The following is a 26,887-nucleotide window of genomic DNA, read 5'->3' as shown; positions in this document are numbered from 1 at the left end:
ATATTGTTATTGAATAATTTAGTTATCGGTTACGCATCCTGTTGAAGCGCTTGAAACCGATCTGGCATATTTAAGTAAAACTCCTTTTGTAACTTTTAACGGTGGCTGAACCCAAGCCGCTTTTCTAGCTGCAAATTCTTCGTCGGAAATTTTCAGGTCGATCGTATTTTTTACCGCATCGATAGCGATTAAATCACCATCTTTAACCAGCGCAATACCACCACCATCATAAGCCTCTGGTGTAATATGTCCTACGACAAATCCATGTGAACCTCCAGAGAACCTTCCGTCTGTAATAAGAGCGCAACTGCTTCCTAGTCCCGCACCAATAATAGCAGAGGTAGGCTTCAGCATTTCAGGCATCCCCGGACCACCTTTTGGTCCACAATACCTGATGACGACTACATTACCTGGTTTTATTTTTCCGGCTTCAAGACCTGGAATTACTTCAAATTCACCTTCAAATACAACAGCTGGACCTTCAAAATATTCTCCTTCTTTTCCGCTAATTTTTGCTACAGCCCCTTCAGAAGCAAGATTTCCGTATAAAACCTGAATATTTCCTGTTGGTTTTAAAGCTTTTTGGATTTCATGAATAACTTGTTGTCCGTCTTGTAAATCAGGCGTTGAAGCTAAATTTTCAGCAACTGTTTTTCCTGTTACCGTTAAACAATCTCCATGAATTAATCCTACTTTCAATAAATATTTCATTACTGAAGGAATTCCTCCTGCTTCATGAATATCTTCCATCATATATTTTCCACTTGGTTTCATATCAGCCAAAACTGGTGTTCTGTCATTAATTGCCTGAAAATCATCCAAAGTAATTTTGATATCAACTGCGTGAGCCATTGCAATTAAGTGCATAACAGCATTTGTAGAACCTCCTAAAACAGCTACTATTGTAATCGCATTTTCGAAAGCCTTGCGAGTCATAATATCTCTTGGCTTAATATCTTTTTCTAATAATATTTTGATTGCTTCTCCCGCAGCCAAACATTCGTCTCTTTTTTCCTGACTTAAAGCAGGATTTGAAGAACTGTATGGCAAACTCATTCCTAATGCTTCGATAGCAGAAGACATAGTATTTGCAGTATACATACCACCGCAGGCGCCAGCTCCCGGACATGCATTTTGAATAACTCCTTTAAAATCTTCAGGAGTAATTTCATTTTTTACTTTTTTTCCTAAAGCTTCAAAAGCAGAAACAATATTTAAAGATTCTCCTTTCCATTTTCCTGAGTGAATTGATCCACCGTAAACCATCATTGACGGACGGTTTAATCTTCCCATTGCGATTAATGCACCAGGCATATTTTTATCACAACCCGGAATGGCAATAACACCATCATACCATTGTGCTCCCACAACAGTTTCAATAGAATCTGCAATTACATCACGAGAAACTAATGAAAAACGCATTCCTTCGGTTCCATTAGAAATTCCATCACTAACACCAATAGTATTAAAAATAAGTCCGACCAGATTTGCATCCCAAACACCTTTTTTAACATCTTTTGCTAAATCATTCAAGTGCATGTTGCAGGTGTTACCATCGTAACCCATGCTCACAATTCCAACTTGTGCTTTTTTCAAATCTTCTTCAGTTAAACCAATACCGTACAACATGGCTTGCGCCGCAGGTTGTGTTTGATCTTGAGTGATGGTTTTGCTGTACTTATTTAATTCCATTATATGTTAATTTATTTTATTTTTTATTCAAAAAAAAACCTTCCAGTATTTGGAAGGTTTGTAATATAGTTTTTCAATTATATTTATACCATTCCCGATGCAGATGTGTGAATCACATTGACAACAACGACAGAAGTAATAATAATTGAGATTTGCATCTTGTTATTTTTTAGTGTCACAAAAGTATAAAAACTTTAAGAACCAAAAAAATAAAATCTCAACATTTCAAACACTTCTTGTTATTTATTTCAATTTTTTAATAAAAAGATTAAACAATTGTCGATTGTCCAATACTAACATTGTCATTATTGAAATATAGTAAGTCGTCTTTGCTAAAAATAAAATTAGAAACAAACTCTCCTACTTCATTTGTACCGAATTTTGAATCTGGCTTTAAATCAACAGTAACCACTTTAAATTCAATTGCTTTTTCAATTGCCTGATAAATCACTTTGGCTTCTTTAAACAAACCAAAATGCTCTAACAACATTGCTGCTGATAAAATCGAAGCAATTGGGTTGGCAATATTTTTTCCTTTTGCCTGAGGATAAGAACCGTGAATTGGTTCGAAAAGCGCATTTTTTTCTCCTAAAGATGCCGAAGCCAATAAACCAATAGAACCTGTAATAACGCTTGCTTCATCTGATAAAATATCTCCAAATAAATTCTCTGTCAAAATCACATCAAATTGTTTTGGATTTAAGATGATTTGCATCGCTGCATTATCCACAAATAAAAAGTCTAAAGCCACATCTGGATAACTTTCGCCCACTTTCTGAACTACTTTTCTCCATAATCTTGAGGTTTCTAAAACATTAGCTTTGTCTACCATAGTTAACTTTTTGCGTCGGTTTTGTGCCGATTTAAAAGCTAAATGTGCAATTCTTGTGATTTCTTCTTCTGAATATTCACATAAATCCGAAGCATGTGTTCCTTCTTCATTTAATGTTTTAGCTCCAAAATAAGCACCACCTGTTAATTCTCTGAAAATAGTAAAATCAGCACCTTCTATAATTTCTCTTTTTAAAGGAGAAGATTCAAGCAATGATTTATAAGGTTTTATAGGACGAATGTTTGCAAACAACCCTAATTCTTTTCTTAATTTCAATAATCCCTGCTCCGGACGAACTTTTGCATTTGGATTATTATCATATTTAGGATCTCCGATTGCTCCAAATAAAACAGCATCAGTATTAAGACAAAGATTCAGCGTTTGTTCCGGCAAAGGATTTCCAGTTTTGTCAATGGCGATAGCCCCCATAAGTGCTTCTTCAAAAACAAATTCATGATTGTACACTTCGCCAATCGCATATAAAGCTTTTTTGGCTTGTAAAATTACTTCCGGTCCGATTCCGTCTCCTGGTAAAACAGCTATTTTCAAATTCATAACGCCTCGTTCTTTATGTATTTAAATCTTTTATTTTTTCTCTTTGTTCTATTCTCTATTCTCTATTTTCTATTTTCTATTCTCTGTACAACTAGCTTCTGATTAAATCACCTTCGATTTTTGAAGCTTCAATAATCTGATGAATATCAGCATCCAAAACCTCTTTTTTAATATCAGCGAATTTCAAAAACTCAATGTATACAATATCCAACTGTACTTTTGTAAGCTCGTAACCTACTTTTTTAGCACGATAAGCCAAAGCAGCTCTTCCGCTTCTTGCTGTCAGAATAATTGAAGATTCGTTAACACCAACATCAAGCGGATCCATAATTTCGTAAGTTGCTCTGTTTTTGATTACACCATCCTGATGAATTCCGGAACTATGTGCAAAAGCATTTGCCCCCACAATTGCTTTATTTGGCTGCACAATCATTCCCATGCTTTCAGAAACCAAACGACTCATTTCGTTCAATTCTCTTGTATTGATATTTGTATCTAAATTTAAGTAAGGGTGTTGTTTGAAAATCATCACTACCTCTTCAAGTGCTGTATTTCCTGCTCTTTCACCAATACCATTAATTGTACATTCTATTTGTCTTGCTCCATTTATTGCACCCGCAATAGAATTTGCAGTCGCCATTCCTAAATCATTATGACAGTGACATGAAAGGATCACATTTTCGATGCCTTTTACGTTTTCTCTTAAATATTTAATTTTTGCTCCGTATTCTTCCGGTAGGCAATATCCTGTTGTATCAGGGATATTTAATACCGTAGCACCAGATTTAATTACTTCTTCACAAACTTGTGCTAAGAATGCATTATCAGTTCTACCAGCGTCCTCTGCATAAAATTCAACATCTTCTACATAAGATTTTGCGTGAGAAACAGCATATTTTGCTCTGGCAATAATATCTTCTCTTGTTGTATTTAATTTATGGAGTATGTGAGATTCAGATGTTCCGATTCCAGTGTGGATTCTAGGTTTCTTAGCATGCTTTAAGGCAGCTGCAGCAACATCAATGTCGTTTTTTACGGCTCTTGTCAATCCGCAGACGGTTGCATTTTCTACAATTTTACAAATCTCAGAGACCGATAAAAAATCGCCCGGACTTGACACAGGAAAACCTGCTTCGATAACGTCAACTCCCATTTTGTCTAGTCGTTCTGCGATAACTAATTTTTGTTTAGTATCTAACTTACAACCTGGAACTTGTTCACCATCGCGCAAAGTGGTGTCAAAAATTTGAACTTTCTCTCTATTCATATTCATTTATTTAATGTAATTTCACATCTTGATAACAAATATATATTGTACTTACGCAGTATGAAATTCATTTTAATGAAATTATACTGTTTATAAAACAATTTAATATCGATTAACTATTTAATAATCAATAAGTTATATTATTATATTTTACAATGGCTAACCATCAAAAAGATTTCTTATTTGTCTTAATAAAATCGCTTTCCAAATCTGAAAAAAGACAGTTTAAAATTTTCGCAAGCCGATTAGAAACCAGTTCGAATACTAAATTCATTGAATTATTCAATATTTTAGATAAGTCTGAAACCTACGATGAAAAGCTTATTCTCAAGAGCGGAATCATCAAAAAAGTACAGCTATCTAACTTAAAATCATACTTATACAAACAAATTTTAGTTAGTATTCGGTTAAATATTCCAAGCCAGAATATTCGTTATCAATTGCGCGAACAAATAGATTTTGCTGTTATTCTATATAATAAAGGTTTATACAAACAGAGTTTGAAAATTCTGGATAAAACTAAAATCCTTGCCTTAGAAAATGATGAAAAATATATGGCGTATGAAATTGTTGAATTCGAAAAACTAATCGAATCGCAATATATTACGCGTAGTATTCAGGGTCGCGCCGATGAACTCGTAATTCAGGCAAAGGAGTTGAATTACCGTAACACAATTTCCAGTAAATTATCGAATTTATCGCTTCAGTTGTACGGAATTATGTTAAAAACAGGTTACGTAAAAAGTGATGAAGAGTATAAATATATTGATGATTACTTCAATAAACATATTGCCAAACTAGACGAAAGCAAATTTGGCTTCCGCGAAAAATATTGGTTTTATAATGCAAATTTATGGCGCAGTTTCTTAGTTCAGGACTTTTTAGCGAGTTATAAATATGCTTATAAATGGGTTACATTGTTTTATGATAACCCGAATATGATTTACCTGAATCCCGTATTTTTCTTAAAAGGAAATCATTACTTTTTAGAGTCGCTATATATGTTGAAATACAAGTCGAATTTTAAAAAATATCTGACACTTTTAGAAGAAACGATTCAGGATCCTAAATTTCCGGTAAATGATAACATTGCATCGCTATCATTTTTATATGTCTATAACAATAAGTTAAATTTACACATTCTGGAAGGTACTTTTGCCGAGGGTGAATATTTGATTCCTGAGATTTTAGAAAAAATAAAACTTCACAGTGAACATCTGGATGAACATCACGAAATGTTGTTTTATTACAAGATTGCGTCTGTTTATTTTGGAAGCGAAAAGTACAATGAATGTATTCTTTATTTGGACAAAATCATCAACAACAAGAACTTAACCATGCGCGAAGATTTGATGTGCTTCGCGAGAATTTTGTCATTGATTGCGCATTATGAATTAGGAAAAGATTATTACTTGGAAAACCATCTTAAAAGCACATATAAATTCCTATTGAAAATGAACGACTTACATGAAGTTCAAAAGGAAATCATTAAATTTTTAAGAAACCTTAATAATTTTTATCCCACTGATATTAAAAAGGAATTCGTTAAAATGCATGCGCGATTTATTGAATTGGAAAAAAATACTTACGAGAAAAGAGCTTTCCTATATTTAGATATTATTTCATGGCTTGAAAGTAAAATCGAAAACCGAAAAATTGCGGATATAATTAAAGAAAAGGCCAAGTTGAATAGCAGATAAATTTTAAATTTCAATAAAAAAAATCCTAATTCCAATAAAAAAGTCCCAAAAAACTTGTTTTTCGGGGCTTTTTGTCATTTCTCCTTTGTCGAAATGACATACTTTGAGACTTCTATATTTCAATAAAAAATCCCAAACTCCATCAATTGGAATTTGGGATTTTTTTTATTGAAATTTAAGCTGTGTTATTCCACAATATTAGAACTCGTAACATAGAAATCCTTATCCACTTCTAAAGTTCTGTTTTCATTGGCCGTTTTTATTGATTGCCATTCTGTTGTTGGTTTCAACCAGGTTTCAACGCCATTTACTTTCACTTTTACCGGCATATCAAATTTAGCAACGCAGTTTGTCCAGTGATATCCTAAAGTCCCGTTTTTGAATATATATTCAAAAACCGGAATTTGAGTTGTTGTCAAATATTGAGCAAAAACTTTGTCGAAATTAATTCCAGCCTGTGCATTAATATAATCTTCAATCTCTTTAGATGTAACAGTCTTATGATAAAAAGTACTGTTTAAACCTCTCAGAATCGATTTCCATTTTGCATCATCATTTATAATTTGACGAATTGTATGCAGCATATTGGCTCCCTTCGGATACATGTCTCCTGACCCTTCATTGTTTACATCATAATGACCGATAATTGGCGTGTCATTATGAATGTTTTTTCTGCATCCTCTTACATATTCTGCTCCAGCTTCTTTTCCATAATAATACTCAACAAATAGGCTTTCAGAATAATTAGTGAAACTCTCGTGAATCCACATATCAGCTATATCTTTATAAGTAATATTGTTGGCAAACCATTCGTGTCCAGATTCGTGTATAATGATAAAGTCGAATTTTAATCCCCAACCTGTTCCGCTTAAGTCACGACCTAAATAACCATTTTTATAAGCGTTCCCGTAAGTTACACTGCTTTGGTGTTCCATTCCTAAATAAGGTGCTTCAACCAATTTATAGCTGTCCTCGTAAAAAGGATATGGTCCAAACCAGTTCTCAAACGCTTTCAGCATTCTTGGTGCGTCTTTAAACTGCTCTTTTGCAATAGCTAAATTGTCTCTTAAAACATAGTAATTACAATCTAAATTGCCTTTTTCTCCTTTGTATTTTTCAGAAAAATTAACGTAATCGCCTATATTGATATTTACGCCATAATTATTTATTGGATTCGAAACATACCAATTGAAGGTTTTTGTACCGTCTTTTTCTTTTTTAACGCTTTTTAATCTTCCGTTAGAAACATCAGTCAAATCTCCCGGAACATTCACGCTAATCAACATATTCTCCACTTCATCATACATATGATCTTTGTTCGGCCACCAAACGCTGGCTCCTAAACCCTGACAAGATGAAGCGATAAAATCTTTTCCGTTTTTATCTTTTTTCCAGGTAATTCCACCATCCCATGGTGGTCTAACCGCTTCTTTAGGTTTTCCACCAAAAGAAATTACGATTTCTTTAGTTTCTCCAACTTTTTGTTTTTCAGTTAATTGAATAAAAAAAGCATTTCCGTCTCTTTGAAATTTCAATTCTTTTCCATCCTGCGTAACCTTGTAGATCTGCATTGGTTCCTGCAAATCAATCTGCATTTTGTTGTAATCTGATAAAACAGTATAACGCACGGTGTTAGATCCTGTAATAGTTTTTTCAGCTGGATTCACTTTTACATCAAGATGATAATATTTTAAATCCCACCACGATCGTTCTTTTGTAATGCTTCCGCGTAAAGTGTCCTGGTGTGTAAAAACCGTTTCAGACTTATTCAAAAGCCCTTGTGCATTGACATTAAAACCAACCAAAAAGGCAAGTACTATGCCACCAAAGTAATTTTTCATAAATTAGTAATTTGTAATAAATAGCGTATTCTAGTAAACTTAATCTGTAACAAATGTAAACATTCGAATCAATTTATCTAAAATTTTGTGATTTCTCTATAAAAAACAAGCCCAACAAACTATAAAAATCTGTTGGGTTTGTTTCAAATATCTTACTAAGTTTAATTCGTAATATTAAATTCAGTGATATAAAAGTTTTTATCAACTACCAAAGTCGGCTTGTCTGCTTTTGCATCTTCCGCTTTCCAGTCTGTTGTGGGTTTTAGCCAAATTTCAGCTCCGTTTAAAGTTACTTTCAATGGCAAATCAAATTTTTCATTACAATTTATCCAATGATACGCTAGTTTTTGGTCTTTAAAAAAATATTCAAAAGTCGGAACCTGAGCCGTTCTTAAATATTGATTAAATACATTGCTAAAATCAATTCCTGATTGTGTATTTATATAATCTTCAATTTGTCTGGTAGTAACCGTTTGATGATAAAAAGTACTATTTAAACCTCTTAAAATCGATTTCCATTTAGCATCATCATTTATAACCTGACGAATCGTGTGCAGCATATTTGCTCCTTTCGGATACATGTCTCCTGACCCTTCGTTGTTTACATCATAATGACCGATAATTGGTTTTTTATTTTTAATCATGCCCCTAAATCCTCTAACATATTCAGTTGATGCTTCTTTACCATAGTAATACTCTACAAAAAGAACCTCGGAATACGTTGTGAAACTCTCATGAATCCACATATCAGCAATATCTTTATAGGTAATATTATTGGCAAACCACTCATGTCCAGATTCATGGATAATAATGTAATCAAATTTTAACCCCCAACCTGTTCCAAAAATATCTTTACCGTTGTGTCCATTTTTAAACCCATTTCCATAAGTAACACTACTTTGGTGTTCCATACCTAAATAAGGTGCTTCGACCAATTTATAGCTGTCCTCGTAAAAAGGATAAGGTCCAAACCAGTTCTCAAACGCTTTCAGCATCCTTGGTGCGTCTTTAAACTGCTCTTTTGCAATAGCTAAATTATCTCTTAAAACATAATAACTACAATCTAAATCGCCTTTTTCTCCCTTATATTTCTCAGAAAAATTCACATAATCACCAATATTGATGTTTACACCATAATTATTAATCGGATTCGAAACATACCAATTGAATGTTTTTGTCCCGTCTTTTTCTTTTTTAACGCTTTGTAATCTTCCGTTAGAAACATCAGTCAAATCTCCCGGAACATTCACGCTAATCAACATATTGTCCACTTCATCATACATATGATCTTTGTTCGGCCACCAAACGCTGGCGCCTAAACCCTGACAAGACGAAGCGATAAAATCTTTTCCGTTTTTATCTTTTTTCCAGGTAATTCCACCATCCCATGGCGGCCTAACTGCTTCTTTAGGTTTTCCTCCAAAAGAAATTACAATCTCTTTAGTTTCTCCAACTTTTTGTTTTGCTGTTAACTGAATAAAAAAAGCATTTCCGTCTCTTTGAAATTTCAATTCTTTTCCATCCTGCGTAACCTTGTAGATCTGCATTGGTTCCTGCAAATCAATCTGCATTTTGTTGTAATCTGATAAAACAGTATAACGCACGGTGTTAGATCCTGTAATAGTTTTTTCAGCTGGATTGATTTTTACATCAAGATGATAGTATTTTAAATCCCACCACGATCGTTCTTTTGTAATGCTTCCGCGTAAAGTATCCTGATGTGTGAAAATGGTTTCAGACTTGTTAAGAAGCCCTTGTGCATTGGCAGAAAAGCCAATTAAAAAGGCGATAAAAATGCCGCCAAAGTAATTTTTCATAACTTAGAATTTGTAGTATAATAGTCGATTTATATGACATTAATCGTTAACAAAAGTAAACATTCAAGTCAATTATTTTAAAATTTTATAAATTCTATCGGAATAATTTAATGCCAAAATTCATTATTCTTCTTTATTTTAGCCACTTAAAATTATCCCTTCGTTTTATGAAATGTATTAAAATAGCTTCTTTTATATTTTTGCTGTATTCGATTACAAGTTATTCTCAAAATATATCAATTTATAAAACGAAAGAAAAATTAACTATTGACGGTGATTTATCCGACTGGAAAGCACCTTTTCTGGGACCGTTTACTATTCATAATTCTGGTGAAAAAGCCAGACAAAATACAATGGTTTCACTTTCGTGGAATGACGAAAATCTTTATATTGCCTATAGTTCTGAAGATTCTAAAATTATCGGTTCTAACCAGAAAAAAGATTCACAGATTTTTACAACGGATGATTTAGTGGAAATTTTTATTGATGCTGATGGCGATGGAAAGCATTATGTAGAAATTGGTGTAAACGCTTTTTCAGCAAATTATGATATGTTGCTAAAATGTATTTCACCTGATTGTGGAGGTTGGAATACGTTAATGACTTTTGATATTGAAGGACTAGAAGCTGTGAGCAAAATAACTCCTGGAGGTTTTTGTACCGAAATTAAGATTCCATTTTCAAGTTTAGCGAAGATTAAAAATGCAAATTTCAGCAAACCAAAAATCGGAACAAAATGGAGAGGAAATACTTTTAGAATTGATTACGGTAACACAACCGAATATCTTGCCTTACAGCCTTATAAAAGTGGGGAATTTGGATTTCATCAACCACAGGAATTTGCTGTTTTTGAGTTTGTGGAGTAATTAATTATTTTATTTGTTTCAGGTTTCAGGTTTCACACATAACTTGAAACCTGAAACCTGAAACAAAAGTTTACTTCTGGCGTTTCTTCAAAACATTAACAACATCATTCAATTGAAAACCTTTTGCCTGCAATAAAATTAAATAATGAAAAAGCAGATCAGCGCTTTCGCTAAGAAATAAATCGTCGTTATTGTCTTTTGCTTCAATAACTACTTCTACTGCTTCTTCTCCTACTTTTTGAGCAATTTTATTGATCCCTTTTTCAAATAATGATGCTACATAACTTTTCTCAGAATCAGCATTTTCTCTTCTGGTTTTAATGGTATTTTCCAAATTCGAAATAAAGCCATAATTGGCAGCATTTGGTTCCTGCCAGCAAGTATCTGCGCCTGTGTGACACGTAGGTCCAACAGGTTTTGCCTGAATCAAAAGTGTATCGCCATCACAGTCATTTTTAATATCTACAAGTTCAAGAAAATTACCGCTCTCCTCACCTTTTGTCCAAAGTCTTTGTTTTGAACGGCTGAAAAAAGTTACTTTGTGAGTTTCGATTGTTTTTTGAAGCGATTCTTCATTCATATATCCTAGCATCAAAACATTTTTTGTTTCCGAATCCTGAATAATTGCGGGAATTAATCCATGTGCGCTTTTTATGTCTACTTCCATGTTATTTTAGATTTTAGAGTTCAGATTTTAGATTAACTGAATTCTATATTTTTATTTCTTTCTTCTTTCTTCTTTCTTCTTGACTCTCCTAAAGCCTAACTTCAATATTATTTTCCCTCAATTCCTCTTTCAAAGCTTTTATCTCAATTTCCTTAAAGTGAAAAACACTTGCCGCCAAAGCCGCATCAGCCTTTCCTACTTTAAACGAATCTACAAAATGCTGTATATTTCCTGCCCCGCCTGAAGCAATAATGGGAATATTGATTAATTCTGATAATTTGGCCAAAGCTTCATTTGCAAAACCATTTTTGGTTCCGTCATTATCCATTGAAGTGAATAATATTTCACCTGCTCCACGTTCTGCAACTTCTACAGCCCAATCGAATAAATTTAATTCGGTCGGAACTTTTCCGCCAACCAAATGCACAATCCATTGTCCGTCAATTTGTTTTGCGTCTATCGCGACAACGACACATTGACTTCCAAATTTCTGTGCCAAGTCATTAATCAGTTGTGGATTTTTTACTGCCGATGAATTAATCGAAACTTTATCCGCCCCATTATTCAACAGAATTTCAACATCTTCAACAGACGAAATTCCGCCACCAACTGTAAATGGAATATTGATTTTCTCCGCTACACTTCGCACCATATTGACCAACGTTTTTCGACGTTCTTCAGTTGCCGAAATATCCAGAAAAACCAATTCATCAGCACCTTCAGCCGAATAAATTTCAGCCAATTCTACCGGATCACCAGCATCGCGCAAATCCACAAAATTAACGCCTTTTACGGTTCTTCCGTTTTTTATATCCAAACAGGGAATGATTCTTTTTGCTAACATTTTTTTTTAATGTGTCAATTAGAAAATTTGATAATTAGATAATTTTTCACTTTGCATATAAAATTATTTAATTGAGTAATTTTCTCATTATTTATTTTTTTTACTCGAATACCGGAGTCAAGAATGTCCTTTCATAGCTAATAATACATCTTGTATCTTCTGCAAGTTTAAATGCTTCTACACATTCTTTGTCCTCTTTTGAAAACATTGCTTTTCGATAATTTTCATAATCCGCAAAACTGGGAAATGAAAATAAAGCATAGGCAATATTATTTGCTCCTTCTGAGGGCATAAAATAACCGTGATGATTTCCTCCCAAACGATTTACTATCTTAATCCATCTTTTGCCGTAATCTTCAAACGCTTCTAATTGATAAGGATCTATAACGTATTTTAAGTGACAAGTTATCATAATTTATTATTTTTAATGTGTTAATGAGAAAATTAGATAATTAGATAATTTTAAACGTCACGCAAAAAATTATCTAATTTTCTAATTGACACATTATCTAATTTTCTAGTTGTTTCAAGGTAATTCTTCCTTCATAAAATGAGAAAATTATCTAATTATATAATTTTCTAGTTGTTTCAAACTAATTCTTCCTTCGTAAATTGCTTTTCCGATAATCGTTCCTTCACAGCCCAATTCGGCTAATTTTGGTAATTCATCAAAAGTTGAAATTCCGCCAGAAGCAATTAATTTTACTCCTTTCGCTTCCGCTAAAATCTTGCCGTATAAGTCAAAACTTGGACCTTCCAGCATTCCGTCTTTTGCAATATCAGTACAGATAACGTACTGAATTCCTTTAGTTTGATAAGCCTGAATAAACGGAATCAAATCTTCATCTGAATCTTCTAACCAGCCTGAAACTGCTATTTTTTCGTCTTTTGCGTCAGCGCCTAAAATGATTTTCTCTGAACCATATTCTGAAATCCATTTTTCAAAAATTGCTCTGTTTTTTACCGCAATACTTCCGCCTGTAATCTGATTGGCACCGCTTTCAAAAGCAATTTTCAAGTCTTCATCTGATTTCAAACCACCTCCAAAATCAATTTGTAAACTCGTTTGTGTTGCAATTTGTTCCAATATTTTATAATTGACAATCTTGCTCGATTTTGCACCATCAAGATCTACTAAATGTAAATATTCGATTCCATGCGCTTCGAATGATTTCGCTACTTCAAGCGGATTTTCATTATAAATTATTTTTGTATCGTAATCGCCCTTTGACAAACGAACACATTTTCCGTCAATGATATCTATGGCTGGTATTATTCTCATTTATTTAAGTCTTAAAGTTTGAAAGTCTAAAGTCGTAAAGTCTTTAAATCTCTCTTTATATTTTTAAAAAATTCTCTAATATTTTTTCTCCGACAGCTCCGCTCTTTTCCGGATGAAACTGTGTTCCGTAAAAATTGTTTTTTTGTAAAGCTGATGCATATTCTAACTCGTAATTCGTTGTAGCAATGCTTTCAGCGCAATTTGGGGCGTAAAAACTGTGCACCAAATACATAAATTCATTCTCTGAAATTCCTTTGAATAAATCCGATTTCAAATCGTAAATCTGATTCCACCCCATTTGTGGCACTTTTACTTTTGACGTAAACTTAATCACATCAACGTCAAAAATCCCTAAACCTTTGGTATCTCCCTCTTCAGATGATTTACACATTAATTGCATTCCCAAACAAATTCCCAAAACCGGCTGTTTTAACGTCGGAATCAAACTATCCAAACCGCTTTCCCTCAGTTTTTTCATTGCTGAACTTGCTTCACCAACTCCTGGAAAAATCACTTTATCCGCCTGCTGAATTTCCTCAGGATTATTACTCAAAACAGCTTTAAAACCAAGCCTTTCAATAGCAAACATAATGCTCTGAATATTTCCTGCCCCGTAATTTATAATTACTATTTTCATTTCTTTTGTTTGTTTTGTTTCAGGTTTCAAGTTTCAAGTTCTGTTGAGCAACCTGAAACTTGGAACCTGAAACTTGAAACTTTTTATAACATTCCTTTCGTCGAAGGCAAAATCATTTTCTCTGTATCTCTTTTCACTGCTACTTTTATTGCTTTCGCGAAAGCTTTAAAAATCGCTTCAATTTTGTGGTGTTCGTTTGTTCCTTCCGCTTTTATGTTGATGTTTGCTTTGGCACCATCAGAGAACGATTTGAAGAAATGGTAAAACATTTCAGTTGGCATTTTTCCAACCATTTCGCGTTTGAATTCCGTTTCCCAAACCAACCAGTTCCTTCCACCAAAATCAATTGCAACCTGCGCTAAACAATCATCCATCGGAAGACAGAATCCGTAACGCTCAATTCCTAATTTATTCCCAAGTGCTTTTGCAAAAACTTCACCCAAAGCAATCGCAGTATCTTCTATCGTGTGGTGTTCATCAACTTCTAAATCTCCTTTTACAAGGATTTCTAAGTCCATTTGGCCGTGACGTGAAATTTGATCTAACATATGATCGAAAAACGCAATTCCGGTATCGATTTTACTTTTTCCTGTTCCGTCTAAATTTACATTAATAAAAATATCCGTTTCATGAGTTTTACGCGTAATCGAAGCCGAGCGAGCTTCCAATTTCAAAAACTCATAAATTTCCTTCCAACTCATCGTTTGAAGAATAATAGTTTCGTCTAATTCTTCACGTTTTGATGAAATTTCGTTGCTTCCAATTCCATCATTATCATTGATAAAAATTGCTTTGGCACCAAGGTTTTTCGCCAATTCAACATCCGTCAAACGATCTCCTAACACAAATGAATTTGCCAAATCATATTCCGGATTATTCAAATATTTCGTCAACATTCCGGTTCTCGGTTTGCGCGTTGGTGCATTATCCTCAGGAAATGATCTGTCAATAAAAATATCATCAAACAAAATCCCTTCATTTTCAAAAGCTTTTAAAATAAAATTCTGCGTTGGCCAAAACGTATCTTCCGGAAAACTATCCGTTCCCAAGCCATCCTGATTGGTAACCATCGCTAATTCGTAATCTAATTCACTGGCAATTTTAGCCAAATATTGAAAAGCTTTTGGATAAAATTCTACTTTTTCCAAAGCATCTAACTGATAATTTTCAGGTTCTAAAACAATCGTTCCATCACGATCGATAAAAAGTACTTTTTTCATATTTTATTTTTTGAGAATAAAGAAAAAAGAGTAAAGAAAATAGACTTTTAATTCTATCCAAAAAAGCTCTTTCAATTTTTTCTTTCTTCTTTGCTCTATAATCTTTCTTCTATTTTAATAACTTCAATTCCTTAATTAAAACTGCATTTTCTTCTGGAATTCCAATCGTCAAACGAAGGCAGTTTTCACATAACGGCTGTGTCGTTCTATTTCTAATTACAATTCCTTTTGCTATTAATTCGTTGTATCTTTTATTAGCATCATCTACTTTTATCAACACAAAATTAGCTTCCGTCGGATAAACTTTTTCAACAAAACTTACTTCATTTAACACTTTAAGTAATTCCTCTCTCTGCTCAATAATAGAAGCTATTTCTTGTTTTATTTTAGCAGAATCCTTCAAGCGTTCGATTGCTCTTTGTTGTGTCAATTCGTTTACGTTGTAAGGAGGTTTGATTTTATTCAAAACCGAAATCACCGCTTCAGATGCATAACAAATTCCTAATCTAATTCCAGCCAAACCATACGCTTTTGAAAGTGTTTGTGTAATAATCAAGTTTGGGTATTCATCGATTTCTGTCAACCAGCTTTCTTTCTCCGAAAAGTCAATATATGCTTCATCAATTACAACCAGACCTTTAAAGTTCTGAAGCAATTTCACCACACTTTCATCTGAAAAAGAATTCCCGGTCGGATTATTTGGTGAACATAAAAAGATGATTTTTGTATTGGCATCAACAGCATCTAAAATTTTCTCCACTTGTGGCTGAAAATCTGTTGAAAGCAAAACTTCTCTATTTTCAACCGCATTAATATTTGCCAAAACACTGTACATTCCATAAGTTGGCGGCAGCGAAATAATATTGTCAATTTTTGGCTCACAGAAAGCTCTAAAAAGTAAATCCAGAACTTCGTCACTTCCATTTCCTAATAAAATCTGACTTGCTTTTATATTGTTATTTTTAGCCAAAATCACCTTAACCGAATTCTGCTGTGGATCCGGATAACGATTCACCCCATTCTGAAAAGGGTTTTCATTAGCATCCAAAAAAATCATTTCTGCTGTATCAAAATCCTCAAACTCATCTCGCGCCGACGAATATGGTTTTAATATTTTTACGTTTTCACGTGTTATTGTATTTATATCGAATTTCATTTTTTTTATTTTTAATAAGAGGAAAGAATCAAGAAGCAAGATGAAAGATTCAAATCAATCCTACAACTTTTGCATCTTGCTTCTTGATTCTTGCTTCTTGCTTCTTTACTCTTTATTCTATACTCTAAACTCTAAACTCTTTACTCTATAAACTCTTCAATCTCAACGTTACAGCGTTCTTATGCGCCTGTAATCCTTCGGCTTCAGCCATAACTTCGATTGCTCTTCCGATATTTTGAATTCCGGTTTTAGATATTTTCTGGAATGTCATCGATTTCATAAAACTATCCAGATTTACTCCGCTGTAATTTTTGGCGTAACCGTTTGTTGGTAAGGTATGATTCGTTCCTGAAGCATAATCTCCAGCACTTTCCGGAGTATAATTTCCAATAAAAACCGAACCCGCATTGACAATTCCGTTGCAGTAAAAATCATCAAATTCTGAGCAGATTATAAAGTGTTCCGGGCCGTATTCATTAATTAAATCCAAGGCAGTCTGATCGTTCTCTATATAAATTAATTTCGAATTTTCAATCGCTTTTTTAGCAATTTCTTTTCTGGGAAGTGCTTCAATTTGAGTTTGAATCTCTTCTTCAACAGCTTCAATTAATCTTAGTGAAGTCGAAACTAAAATCACCTGACTATCCGTTCCGTGTTCTGCCTGAGACAATAAATCTGAGGCAACAAAAGCTGGAACTGCAGTTTCATCAGCTACAATCAACAATTCTGATGGTCCGGCCGGCATATCAATCGCCACTCCAAACTGTGTTGCCAATTGTTTTGCCACCGTTACAAACTGATTTCCAGGTCCAAAAATCTTGTATACTTTCGGGATTGACTGTGTACCAAATGTCATTCCGGCAATTGCCTGAATTCCGCCCACCTTTAATATTTTCGTTACACCGCACAAATTGGCAGCATACAAAATCGCCGGATTTATTTTTCCGCTTTTATCCGGAGGTGAACATAATACAATTTCTTTACAGCCCGCAATTTCTGCAGGAACTGCCAACATTAAAACTGTCGAAAACAAAGGCGCCGTCCCACCAGGAATGTATAATCCTATTTTTTGAATAGGTCTTTTTTCCTGCCAGCAATTCACGCCTTCAATAGTTTCAACTGAAATTCTATCCGTTTTCTGCGCCGTGTGAAATTTATAAATATTTGCTTTTGCTAATTGAATCGCTTCTTTTAATTCATTTGAAATTGAATTAATTGCTTCCTGAATTTCTTCAGAAGTAACTTCGTAATTATCTAAAGCAATTCCGTCGAAAATTGAAGTGTATTTTGCAACGGCTTCATCACCTTTCTTTTGTACTTCTTTGAAGATTTCTTTAACCGTAACTTCAATATCATCGATCGTTTTGGTTGGTCTTTTTAATATTTCTGACCAGCTCGCTGGTTGTGGATTATCTATCTTATTCATAATTGTTATTATTAAAAAATTCCAAATTTTAAATTCCAAATTCCAATTGCTTGTGGATTTTAACCGCAAAGTGCGCAAGGATTTTATTACTCTTTGCCTTTAAAAACGCTAAGTTCGCAAAGCTGTTGTCGAAAATTGGAATTTGGAATTTTTATATTAGAATTTCATTTCAATTGGAATTTGGAATTTAAAAAATTGGAATTTCTGTTTAAAGAACCATTTTCTCAATTGGGCAAACCAAAATTCCTTCGGCTCCAGCCTCTTTCAATTGATCAATTACATCCCAAAAAGTATCTTTATCAATTACCGAGTGAACGCTGCTCCAACCTTCCTGCGCCAATGGCAAAACGGTTAAACTTCTTAAAACTGGCAAAATTTTTCCGATTGCATCTATTTTGTCATTTGGAACGTTCATCAATATGTATTTTGAATTACGAGCTCTCAAAACCGACTGAATTCTGAATTTTAAAGTATCAATGTGTTTCTGAATTTCCGGAGAAACTTTTGGCGAAACCGCTAATACAGCCTCACTTTTTAAGATAACCTCGACTTCTTTTAAATTATTTTTGAATAAAGTACTGCCACTTGAAACAATATCAACAATTGCATCGGCAAGCCCAATGTTTGGAGCGATTTCTACAGAACCTGAAATTTGGTGGATATCAACAGTTAATCCGAAAGAACTGAAATATTCATTAACCGTGTTTGGATAAGAAGTAGCGATTCGCAAACCCGCCAAATCCTGGATAGAATTGTATTCTAAAGTTTTAGGAACTGCGACAGAAACTTTACATTTTGAAAACCCAAGCTTTTGAATCACTTCTATATGTTTTCCTTTTTCTACTAATAAATTATCGCCTACAATGGCTAAATCTACTACTCCATCAATTAAATATTGAGGAATATCCGAATTTCTAAGGTATAAAACTTCTAAAGGAAAATTAGAAGCTTCTGCTTTTAACTGATCGTTTCCGTTGTTAATCGAAATGCCGCAATCTTTTAGGATTTGAATGCTGTCTTCGTTTAAACGACCTGATTTTTGAATTGCAATTTTTAACGTACTCATTTTTTAGTTATTTGCTGATTAATAGTTTGAGTACAAAGAATTGGAATTAAAAAACCCGCTTGATGTACTCAAACGGGTTTTAAAATATGATGATTTACATGCATACCATTAACACATCGCCTGAGAGCAATAATGAAAATGATGATGATGTAATTGATTTGAAATCATTGTTTGGTTTATTTTATAATTCTTTGATTCGGTTGCAAATATACTAGTTAATTTCATAAAAAAGCAATTTTTAATTTAACTTAACGATAGTTTATTGTTAAAAAATATTTTAGAAGTCTTTTTTATTACATTCTTTCAATTTACTATAACGTTTTCATATTTTCATTGAAACTCAAAATTACCGTGGTCCCTACTTCAATTTCACTCTCAATTTTAAACTTTATACCAAGTAATTCTGTCGTTCTTTTTACTATCGACAAACCTAATCCAGTTCCTTTAATTTCAGGGTGATCGGTAGAATTTGATCTAAAGAATGGGTTTAATATTGATTCTAAATCCGCTTTAGCAATCCCGATTCCTTTATCTGAGATTTTGCATACTATTTTTTCATTTTGTTTCGAAAGCATAATAGAAACTTCTCCATTAGGATTGGAGTATTTAATTGCATTCGAAATAATATTTCTTAAAATGGTAATTACTAAAAAATTATCTGATTGAATGTAGTAATCCTGTTCAGCATCAAATTTTACATCGACTTTTTTAACCTTTATTTTCTCCGAATTTAATGTTAAAACATCTAATATTAAAGCATTCAAATAAACAGATTCCGCTTTAATATTTTGTTTTTGATTTTCAAAACGTGCCATCAAAAGAAGCTGGTCTACCAACATATTTAAGTGATCAACTTCATTTATACAATAATTTATCTTTTCTTCATATTCCTTATTATCACGACGTTTACGTATCAAAACCTCAAGAGTTCCTTTAATAACAGTTAATGGCGTTCTTAATTCATGCGAAGCGTCAGAAGTAAATTGTTTCTCGCGCTCAATTGCGTCTTCAATTCGGTTTAATAAATTATTGATTGTTTTTGAAAGCGTATACAATTCGTCCCGGGTTTTGGGCAATGGAATTCGCGTTTTTAGATTGTCCTTCGTAATAATCTTAGACGTATTTATAATCGCATTTATTGGTTTTATACTTCGACCGGCAAAGAATCTCGCAATAAAAAACAATAACAATAAAATTGCCAAAAAAGACAAGCACATAATATCAAACAAATTATTTAATATCATTTTAGAATCTACTAAAGACATGGCTACAATGACATACCCTATTTGTTTCTTTTTAATATGAAGCGGAACCTGAATTTGACGAATTGCATGATCTCCCATTTTGGTGTCAAACAACTCATAATCTTCGACAGAGTCTTTAAATTCAAGGGTTTCCGTTTTTAGATTAGGTGCTTTTTCGATAATTTTTTTGTTCAAATCTAAAAATTCTACAAAAACCGGGTTTACATCAACACTATTATGCTCGCGTTCACTCCATTCTTCCTCATCTATAAGGATTACTTTGTCACCTACAACCTTAATTTCTGCTAAATGATTCTGGATTTCAACTTTTATATTTTCATCGATATGACTATAAACAGTATGTTTTACAATAGAATAAATTACTGAAAAAACCACTAAGATCAATAAACCTGTAGTGATAATATAATTTAATGCGATTCTGTTTTTAAAAGAAAGCTGTGCCATTTATAAATCGTTTGCGATATAACCTATACCACGGATTGTTTTTATATAATCTTCTTCAATCTTTAAATTGAGTTTTTTTCGAATAGCATTCATAAAAACATCAATAACTCCTGTATCATATTCAAAATTAATTTCCCAGACATCTTTTAGTATCTGATTTCGGGTACAAACTTTCCCTTTATTCTGAATCAAATAAGTCAACAATTCAAATTCTCTCTGTGTCAGGGCAACTTCTTCATCGTTTTTCAATACAATATGTTTCGATAAATCTATTTTTATTGTTCCAAGAGTCAATTGCTCTGTGCCATTTCTATTTCTAAAATGAACTTTAATACGCTCTACCAATTCTTCGAAACTAAAAGGCTTTTTGATGTAGTCATTCGCGCCGGCTTTTAGACCTTCAATAGTTTCCTGAACAGTATCTTTTGCAGTTAAAAAAATGATTGGTGTTTTCTGGTCTTTAATTCTAATGGCTTTACACAAATCTAAACCATTGATTTTAGGGAGCATCCAATCCAATAAAATTAAATCAAATTGATGATTCTGAACCAATTCAAATCCCTTTGAACCATCATTGGCAGTAGTTACTTCATACCCCTCCTCCTGCAAACCCTGTTGCAAAAACTGAACAATACCCAACTCATCTTCTACTATTAAAATATGCATTTGCCGTTATAATTTAGATTAAATTCTAATTTTCAATCACTCAAAGATAAATATTTTATGTCTTTATCAAGGTTTATAAACATCAGAATAAGACCAAAATTTCATCTTAAGGAAACATTAAGTTAATACTAAGTAAGGTAAAAGCAGAACTCAATCCTGAATTCATTAAACGGAATTAATTTTGTAAAAAAAATAATTTCATGGCTTTTTACAAGAAACTTGCACCTTTTTACAATCTTGCACTATTCTATTTTACAATAAGTTTTCTGTTACGAATTGTTCTGTTTTTTCATCCAATTACACAAAGCTCTTTTACAATTCTTCAAAGTTTGAAAATCTTTAGTTTAGGATTAATTTCAGATTTTTTTGTCTTTGTTATAGCTAGTGTTTTTTTATGGCTATATCTAATTTTTGTTTCAAACTCTAAATACAATAAGCCTTCAGGATTTATTATTCTCGGAGGATTTGTTGCCTTATTTATATATGTAGCTTCCGGAAAAAGTATTTTTGATGAATACGGAGGAGCACTGCCAAGAATCGTTTTAATTTTTATCGGAATTAAAACGGCTCTATTTGCGGCATTGCTTTTTCTTCCAAAATGGAGAGATAAAATTAGATTTTGGTTATTTGCTTTTGTGATCTTTTTGTACGTTTTGTTGATTCTTCAAAATGGTCTAAGCGAATATTTCTTTTGGAATGAATTTGGTGTAAAATATAATTTTATCGCTGTTAATTACCTGATTTACACAAATGAAGTTATTGGAAACATCATGCAGTCGTACCCTGTCATCCCTTTGTTTTCTGCTTTATTTTTAGTAACCGGAATAATGACTTATTTTATTCTGAAAAATTCCAAAAATTTCATCAAAGAAATTCCAACGCTAAACGAAAAAATCAAACTTTCTGGGGTATATATTGTTTTATTTCTGATTTCATTAATCGCTATCCCAACATTAGCAAAAACTGAAAACTCTAAAAATATTTTCGTTAATGAATTGCAGGCAAATGGTTTATACAAGTTTTATTTAGCCTTTGAGAATAACAAACTTGATTATTTTAAATTTTATAAGACACTTCCAGGCGAAAAAGCATTTACAATTCTAAAAAGACAATTTCCTACTATTTCAGGAGAAAACACAACCAGAACAATAATAGGTGATTCTCTTGAAAATCATAAAAACGTAGTTTTAATTACAATCGAAAGTTATAGTGCTGATTTTATGAAAGCTTATGGAAACTATCAAAATATTACTCCTTTCTTAGATAGCTTGTCACAAAAAAGTCTGCAGTTTACCAATTTGTATGCTGCCGGAAACAGAACCGTTCGTGGATTGGAAGCCGTAACCTTATGTTTACCACCGACAGCTGGAGAAAGTGTAGTAAAAAGAGAAGACAATAAAAATAAATTTTCGACAGGATCTATTTTCAAACAAAAAGGCTACAATGTGAAATTTATGTATGGTGGAGATGCATTCTTCGACAATATGCAGGATTTCTATTCTGGAAACGGTTACCAAATTGTAGACAAGGGAAGTTTTTCACCTGAAGAAATAACATTTTCAAACGTTTGGGGCGTTTGTGATGAAGATATGTACAACAAAGCAATAAAGGTGATGAATCTGGAAGCAAAAGATAACAAACCTTTCTTTAATCATATTATGACTGTAAGTAATCACAGGCCTTTTACTTACCCTAACAATAAAATTGACATTCCTGGTGACATCAAATCACGTGATGGTGGCGTGAAATATACAGATTATGCTTTGAGAAAATTCTTTGAAATGGCAAGCAAACAACCATGGTTTAAAAATACTGTTTTTGTAATTGTTGCAGATCATTGCGCTTCAAGTGCCGGAAAAACACAATTACCACTTGATAAATACAGAATTCCGGCTTTTATTTATAGCCCTGGTAAAAAACCAGCAGAATGCAATAAATTAATGTCTCAGATTGACCTGATGCCTACTCTTTTTGGATTGCTTCATTTTAATTATCAAAGTAAATTTTTTGGGCAGGATGTTTTAAAATCAGATTATAAACCGCGGGCCTTTATTGCAACTTATCAGGATTTAGGTTTGATAAAAGATAATGTTTTAACTATTTTATCTCCAAAGCAACAAGTGAAACAATTTGAATTGAAAATAAAACCAAAGTCTGGAGTTGCCCCAGAATTTCAAATAGAGTACGATGAGATTCCAATGCAAACAGAAAGAACTGATCTGGTTAATGAAACGATTTCGTTTTATCAAACAGCATCAGATATGCTGAAACAAAAGAAATATCAGAATTAGAATTATTTTTATTTCAAGTTTATTTTGTTTCAAGTTTCAAGTTTCAAGTTTACCTGTAATGAATTAAAAAAGCCTCAAATTCGTATTGAATTTGAGGCTTTTTTACTAAATCTATGTTAACATTTCAAACATGAAACTTGAAACGTGAAACTAAAAAAACTTTTTTTTAGTCATTTTGGTTTCTCATTCCAAAAAGGTTTCCATTTTGATATAGTTTTAAATCATCTTTTAAAAATTGATAATTTCTTTGTGTAACTGCTGGTGAATCTAAATCACTCAAATCAGGTTTTCCAGCATTTACCCATGCAGTATACCAAAAACTAGCAGTTGCCTCAATGGCTTTTCTCATTTGACTTTCCACCATTCCATTTAATTCTTTGTGTAATTTTTCAGCATATGCATCTGAAAATTTAGCCGAATTATATTTTGTTTTAACCACTTTTCCATCTGCATCAACAACAAAAACCTGATTTTCAGGAGTTGAAGTTCTTAGCTTTTTATCTACATCTAATAAAGGCTGTACTAAACTGTGTGTGTCCTTAATGATATCCCAGGTTGCTTTATGAACATCTTGATAATAATGTGCCTGAGGAACATTTAATTTGTAATTTTTAGCAAACAATTCAGGTAATCTGCTTTCCCAAAGAGAATGAATTCCTTTCTGATCGCTCAATTGTCCATCATGATTAGCCGAAGTATGCAATGGCATATGTGCATCGCCAACATAATGTCCTAAATCTGCAGCAAGAAATAAGATTTCTGCTCTGTTTTTATCTTTAAAAGCTTGGGTTAATTTTGCCATAACATCTTCAATAAACCATGGCAAAACGCCATTGTCATTCAAGAATTTAGCATCATATTTTTTTGTTGCTTCTTCTAAAGTTTTAGGTAAACTATCGATTGGGCCGGCAAAATTTTCTAAATCCATATAATGTCTCGGATTTTCGTCTTTGTATTTTAAAGCATATTTACGAATGTCTGGTACAGAAGCTTCTTGTGTAATGAAATCAATATGATTATAGAAGAATATTTGTAGTGGTTGAGGCAAAGCCATTACTGCGGCTTTATTAATACGTTCGTGACCAACGATTCCCCATGACAAGGTCAAAAATCCAATTCCTAATGCAAAAAAGGCGATTAGTCTTGGCTTCATTTTAAAGTTTTTCATTTGTAAATTTGTTTGAGGTGCAAATTTATCTCATTTAAACATAATTCGAAAGAATACTAATTAATATTCTGTTAATTTAATTTCATTCAATTTTAAAAAACTACTGATACAAGCTTAATTAACAGTTACCAGAATTGATATCTGGATTAATTGAAATATAAAATGAAAGCCAAACCTAGACCAGCAATAAATACCCAAAGAAAAATTCCCTGCAATAAAGGCTTCACTCCTACTGATTTCAACGTATTTATATTCAAAGTTGCTCCAATTAAGAATAGCGTTATTGTTAAACCAATTTTAGCAATTCCTACAATATGCGGCGCAATAATGGAAGTTTGGGGAACGTACGTATTGAAAAGCATAGCCAAAATAAATAAACCAATAAAATAAGGGATTTTGATTTTTGTTCCTGTACTTCGAGATTTCGTATTAAAAATTACAGCCGTTACAAGTGAAATTGGAATAATCCATAAAGCTCTTGCTAATTTTACTGTTGTCGCAATCTGAAGAGCTTCAGCACCATATTTATTTGCTGCACCAATCACAGAACTTGTATCATGAATAGCAATGGCGCACCATAAACCGAAATCTTTCTGCGATAAATCGAGTTGATGCCCAATAATAGGAAACGCAAACAAGGCAATTGAATTCAATATAAAAATCACGCCTAATGCAATAGAAGTCTGATTTTCATTTGATTTGATAATTGGAGAGATTGCTGCGATGGCACTCCCACCACAAATCGCAGTTCCGCACGAAATTAAATGTGACGTTTTTTTCTCGGTTTTAAGCCATTTTCCTAAAAGAGTTCCGAAAATCAAAGTGCTGAAAATTGAAATTATAGTCAATAGAAAACCTTCTTTACCAGCAGAGACTGCTGATGTCGCATTCATCCCAAAACCTAAACCAACAACTGAAAATTGCAGCAAATAAGTTATAGCTTTATGGTTAAAAGCAATAAATGGGTTTCCGAAAACATTTACGGTCAAAATACCAAATAATAAGGCAATAGGTGGCGAAATAATCGACAGTAAACACAACCCAATTATCACCACAAAAACAGCTTGCTGCAAATAAAGATTAACTTCTAGTAAATGAGTTCCTGAATGTTGTTTTGTTTTCAAAATATAGTATTTGATATTGACCCTGCAAAGGTCTGCCATATATTTAGAAAACGCCAATCGTAAAAAACAATCGACTATAACTTTAAATTATAATATAAAGATACATTTTGAAGAAACAATTCAGATAAAGGATCTGATTTTCCGAGTAAAGTAATGATATAAAAGTATCTTTCAATAGCTAAATTTTTCACATCTAAAACTATCAGCTCATTATTATTAAGCTCTTTACCCACCGCATGTATTGACATGAAAGCAAAACAATCGGAATTTAGCAAATACGACTTTATACTTTCTGTACTTCCTAATTGCATTTCGATTTGCAAATCTGTTAATTTTAAACCTACTTTTTTCAAAGCATATTCTATAACTTCAAGTGTTCCTGAACCACGTTCTCTTGTAATAAAACGCATTGATTTTAAATCTTCTACAGCTATTTCGTTTTCCTTAATTAAAGGGTTTTTAGTTCGGGATACCAAAACTAATTCGTCTTTCAAAAAGGGAATATATTTAATCGACTGATTTTTAGATTGCCCTTCAACAATTCCAATTTCAATTTCTTTATTGATTAAGGCATTTTCAATCTGCTCCGTATTTCCGTTCAATAAATTAACCTTAATATCTTGTTGCTTTTGATGAAATTTTGCTAAAACAGGAGATATAATATATTGCGAAATTGTGGTACTTGTTCCTAGTCGCAATAAACCCTGGCGTTCGTTAATAAAAGAACTCATATCAAAGTCAATTTCACGATAAATTTCTAAGATGTTTTTGGTGTGTTTTAACAGAATTTCCCCAGCAGGCGTTAGTGCAATTTTAGAGCCATTTCGTTCAAAAAGTTTGGTTTTATAAGTTTCTTCGAGTTCCTGAATGTGTTTAGAAACTGCAGGCTGCGATATATACAATTCTGTTGCCGCTTTAGTAAAGTTTAAGCGAAGTGCAACAGTGTAGAATACTTTTAGCCTGAAATCCATATTGTTAGTTCTTTTTGTTTGCTTCGCCAATTCGGCTAAAGCCTCGTGTCATGTTTCAGGTTTCAGGTTATACACAATCTACAAACCTTG

General features: G+C 32.9%; 22 protein-coding genes. 3 read left to right on the top strand and 19 right to left on the bottom strand.

Going from position 1 to position 26,887, the window contains the following annotated elements:
• Positions 1-18: 18 nt before the first annotated feature.
• The 3 genes from ilvD to J2X17_RS11550 form a co-directional block, all read right to left on the bottom strand.
• Positions 19-1,692 carry a dihydroxy-acid dehydratase gene (gene ilvD, locus J2X17_RS11560; protein WP_310297968.1) on the bottom strand — a complete coding sequence of 558 codons (1,674 nt, stop codon included), beginning with the start codon at positions 1,690-1,692 and terminating at the stop codon, positions 19-21.
• A 268-nt stretch (positions 1,693-1,960) separates the two neighbouring features.
• Positions 1,961-3,079, bottom strand: coding sequence for a 3-isopropylmalate dehydrogenase (gene leuB, locus J2X17_RS11555; protein WP_310297965.1), 1,119 nt, complete (start codon positions 3,077-3,079; stop codon positions 1,961-1,963).
• A 91-nt stretch (positions 3,080-3,170) separates the two neighbouring features.
• On the bottom strand, positions 3,171-4,346 hold the full coding sequence (locus J2X17_RS11550) for a 2-isopropylmalate synthase (RefSeq protein WP_310297962.1): 1,176 nt from the start codon (positions 4,344-4,346) through the stop codon (positions 3,171-3,173).
• A 155-nt stretch (positions 4,347-4,501) separates the two neighbouring features.
• On the opposite strand from J2X17_RS11550, the gene J2X17_RS11545 reads away from it, so the two are divergent.
• Positions 4,502-6,046 (top strand): hypothetical protein, encoded by a 1,545-nt coding sequence (locus J2X17_RS11545; RefSeq protein WP_310297960.1) that lies wholly within the window; start codon positions 4,502-4,504, stop codon positions 6,044-6,046.
• A 185-nt stretch (positions 6,047-6,231) separates the two neighbouring features.
• Here the strand turns inward: J2X17_RS11545 and J2X17_RS11540 are convergent, their stop codons facing one another.
• Positions 6,232-7,887, bottom strand: coding sequence for a M1 family metallopeptidase (locus J2X17_RS11540; RefSeq protein WP_310297958.1), 1,656 nt, complete (start codon positions 7,885-7,887; stop codon positions 6,232-6,234).
• A gap of 161 nt (positions 7,888-8,048) precedes the next feature.
• Positions 8,049-9,704, bottom strand: coding sequence for a M1 family metallopeptidase (locus J2X17_RS11535; RefSeq protein ID WP_310297955.1), 1,656 nt, complete (start codon positions 9,702-9,704; stop codon positions 8,049-8,051).
• A gap of 167 nt (positions 9,705-9,871) precedes the next feature.
• On the opposite strand from J2X17_RS11535, the gene J2X17_RS11530 reads away from it, so the two are divergent.
• Positions 9,872-10,570, top strand: coding sequence for a carbohydrate-binding family 9-like protein (locus tag J2X17_RS11530; protein ID WP_310297953.1), 699 nt, complete (start codon positions 9,872-9,874; stop codon positions 10,568-10,570).
• Between the two features lie 70 nt (positions 10,571-10,640).
• Here the strand turns inward: J2X17_RS11530 and hisIE are convergent, their stop codons facing one another.
• The 11 genes from hisIE to J2X17_RS11475 all read right to left on the bottom strand — a co-directional run bounded on the left by hisIE (position 10,641) and on the right by J2X17_RS11475 (position 21,243).
• A complete protein-coding gene (gene hisIE, locus J2X17_RS11525; protein WP_310297950.1) occupies positions 10,641-11,237 on the bottom strand; it encodes a bifunctional phosphoribosyl-AMP cyclohydrolase/phosphoribosyl-ATP diphosphatase HisIE in 597 nt (198 codons plus the stop codon).
• 88 nt (positions 11,238-11,325) lie between these two features.
• Entirely contained in the window at positions 11,326-12,081 is a 756-nt protein-coding gene (gene hisF / locus J2X17_RS11520) for an imidazole glycerol phosphate synthase subunit HisF (RefSeq protein WP_310297949.1), read from the bottom strand.
• Positions 12,082-12,181: 100 nt separating this feature from the next.
• Entirely contained in the window at positions 12,182-12,493 is a 312-nt protein-coding gene (locus tag J2X17_RS11515) for an NIPSNAP family protein (protein WP_310297947.1), read from the bottom strand.
• 147 nt (positions 12,494-12,640) lie between these two features.
• A complete protein-coding gene (gene hisA, locus J2X17_RS11510) occupies positions 12,641-13,363 on the bottom strand; it encodes a 1-(5-phosphoribosyl)-5-[(5-phosphoribosylamino)methylideneamino]imidazole-4-carboxamide isomerase (protein WP_310297945.1) in 723 nt (240 codons plus the stop codon).
• Positions 13,364-13,418: 55 nt separating this feature from the next.
• Positions 13,419-14,000 (bottom strand): imidazole glycerol phosphate synthase subunit HisH, encoded by a 582-nt coding sequence (hisH, locus tag J2X17_RS11505; protein ID WP_310297943.1) that lies wholly within the window; start codon positions 13,998-14,000, stop codon positions 13,419-13,421.
• Positions 14,001-14,083: 83 nt separating this feature from the next.
• A complete protein-coding gene (gene hisB, locus J2X17_RS11500; RefSeq protein ID WP_310297941.1) occupies positions 14,084-15,220 on the bottom strand; it encodes a bifunctional histidinol-phosphatase/imidazoleglycerol-phosphate dehydratase HisB in 1,137 nt (378 codons plus the stop codon).
• Positions 15,221-15,329: 109 nt separating this feature from the next.
• Positions 15,330-16,376 carry a histidinol-phosphate transaminase gene (hisC, locus tag J2X17_RS11495; protein ID WP_310297938.1) on the bottom strand — a complete coding sequence of 349 codons (1,047 nt, stop codon included), beginning with the start codon at positions 16,374-16,376 and terminating at the stop codon, positions 15,330-15,332.
• Positions 16,377-16,521: 145 nt separating this feature from the next.
• Positions 16,522-17,802 carry a histidinol dehydrogenase gene (hisD, locus tag J2X17_RS11490; protein WP_310297936.1) on the bottom strand — a complete coding sequence of 427 codons (1,281 nt, stop codon included), beginning with the start codon at positions 17,800-17,802 and terminating at the stop codon, positions 16,522-16,524.
• A 208-nt stretch (positions 17,803-18,010) separates the two neighbouring features.
• The gene (gene hisG / locus J2X17_RS11485; protein WP_310297934.1) at positions 18,011-18,868 is read right to left on the bottom strand and encodes an ATP phosphoribosyltransferase; all 858 of its coding nucleotides are present in this window, start codon (positions 18,866-18,868) and stop codon (positions 18,011-18,013) included.
• Positions 18,869-19,179: 311 nt separating this feature from the next.
• Entirely contained in the window at positions 19,180-20,577 is a 1,398-nt protein-coding gene (locus J2X17_RS11480) for a sensor histidine kinase (protein WP_310297932.1), read from the bottom strand.
• The gene (locus tag J2X17_RS11475; RefSeq protein ID WP_310297930.1) at positions 20,578-21,243 is read right to left on the bottom strand and encodes a response regulator transcription factor; all 666 of its coding nucleotides are present in this window, start codon (positions 21,241-21,243) and stop codon (positions 20,578-20,580) included.
• Positions 21,244-21,443: 200 nt separating this feature from the next.
• Here J2X17_RS11475 and J2X17_RS11470 point away from each other — a divergent pair, with 200 nt between their 5' ends.
• Positions 21,444-23,534: an LTA synthase family protein gene (locus J2X17_RS11470; RefSeq protein WP_310297929.1), complete on the top strand. Its 2,091-nt coding sequence runs from the start codon at positions 21,444-21,446 to the stop codon at positions 23,532-23,534.
• 166 nt (positions 23,535-23,700) lie between these two features.
• Here J2X17_RS11470 and J2X17_RS11465 read toward each other — a convergent pair whose 3' ends face one another.
• The 3 genes from J2X17_RS11465 to J2X17_RS11455 all read right to left on the bottom strand — a co-directional run bounded on the left by J2X17_RS11465 (position 23,701) and on the right by J2X17_RS11455 (position 26,797).
• Complete coding sequence (locus tag J2X17_RS11465; protein WP_310297927.1) at positions 23,701-24,702, bottom strand: zinc dependent phospholipase C family protein; 1,002 nt, start codon at positions 24,700-24,702, stop codon at positions 23,701-23,703.
• Between the two features lie 146 nt (positions 24,703-24,848).
• Positions 24,849-25,826, bottom strand: coding sequence for a YeiH family protein (locus J2X17_RS11460; protein WP_310297925.1), 978 nt, complete (start codon positions 25,824-25,826; stop codon positions 24,849-24,851).
• Positions 25,827-25,900: 74 nt separating this feature from the next.
• Positions 25,901-26,797 carry a LysR substrate-binding domain-containing protein gene (locus J2X17_RS11455; RefSeq protein WP_310297922.1) on the bottom strand — a complete coding sequence of 299 codons (897 nt, stop codon included), beginning with the start codon at positions 26,795-26,797 and terminating at the stop codon, positions 25,901-25,903.
• Positions 26,798-26,887 lie beyond the last annotated feature (90 nt).

This window comes from Flavobacterium aquidurense, from assembly GCF_031458035.1.
Classification (GTDB): domain Bacteria; phylum Bacteroidota; class Bacteroidia; order Flavobacteriales; family Flavobacteriaceae; genus Flavobacterium; species Flavobacterium aquidurense_C.
Note: the sequence above shows the minus strand (reverse complement) of the source record. Positions and strands in the feature narration are given on the sequence as shown.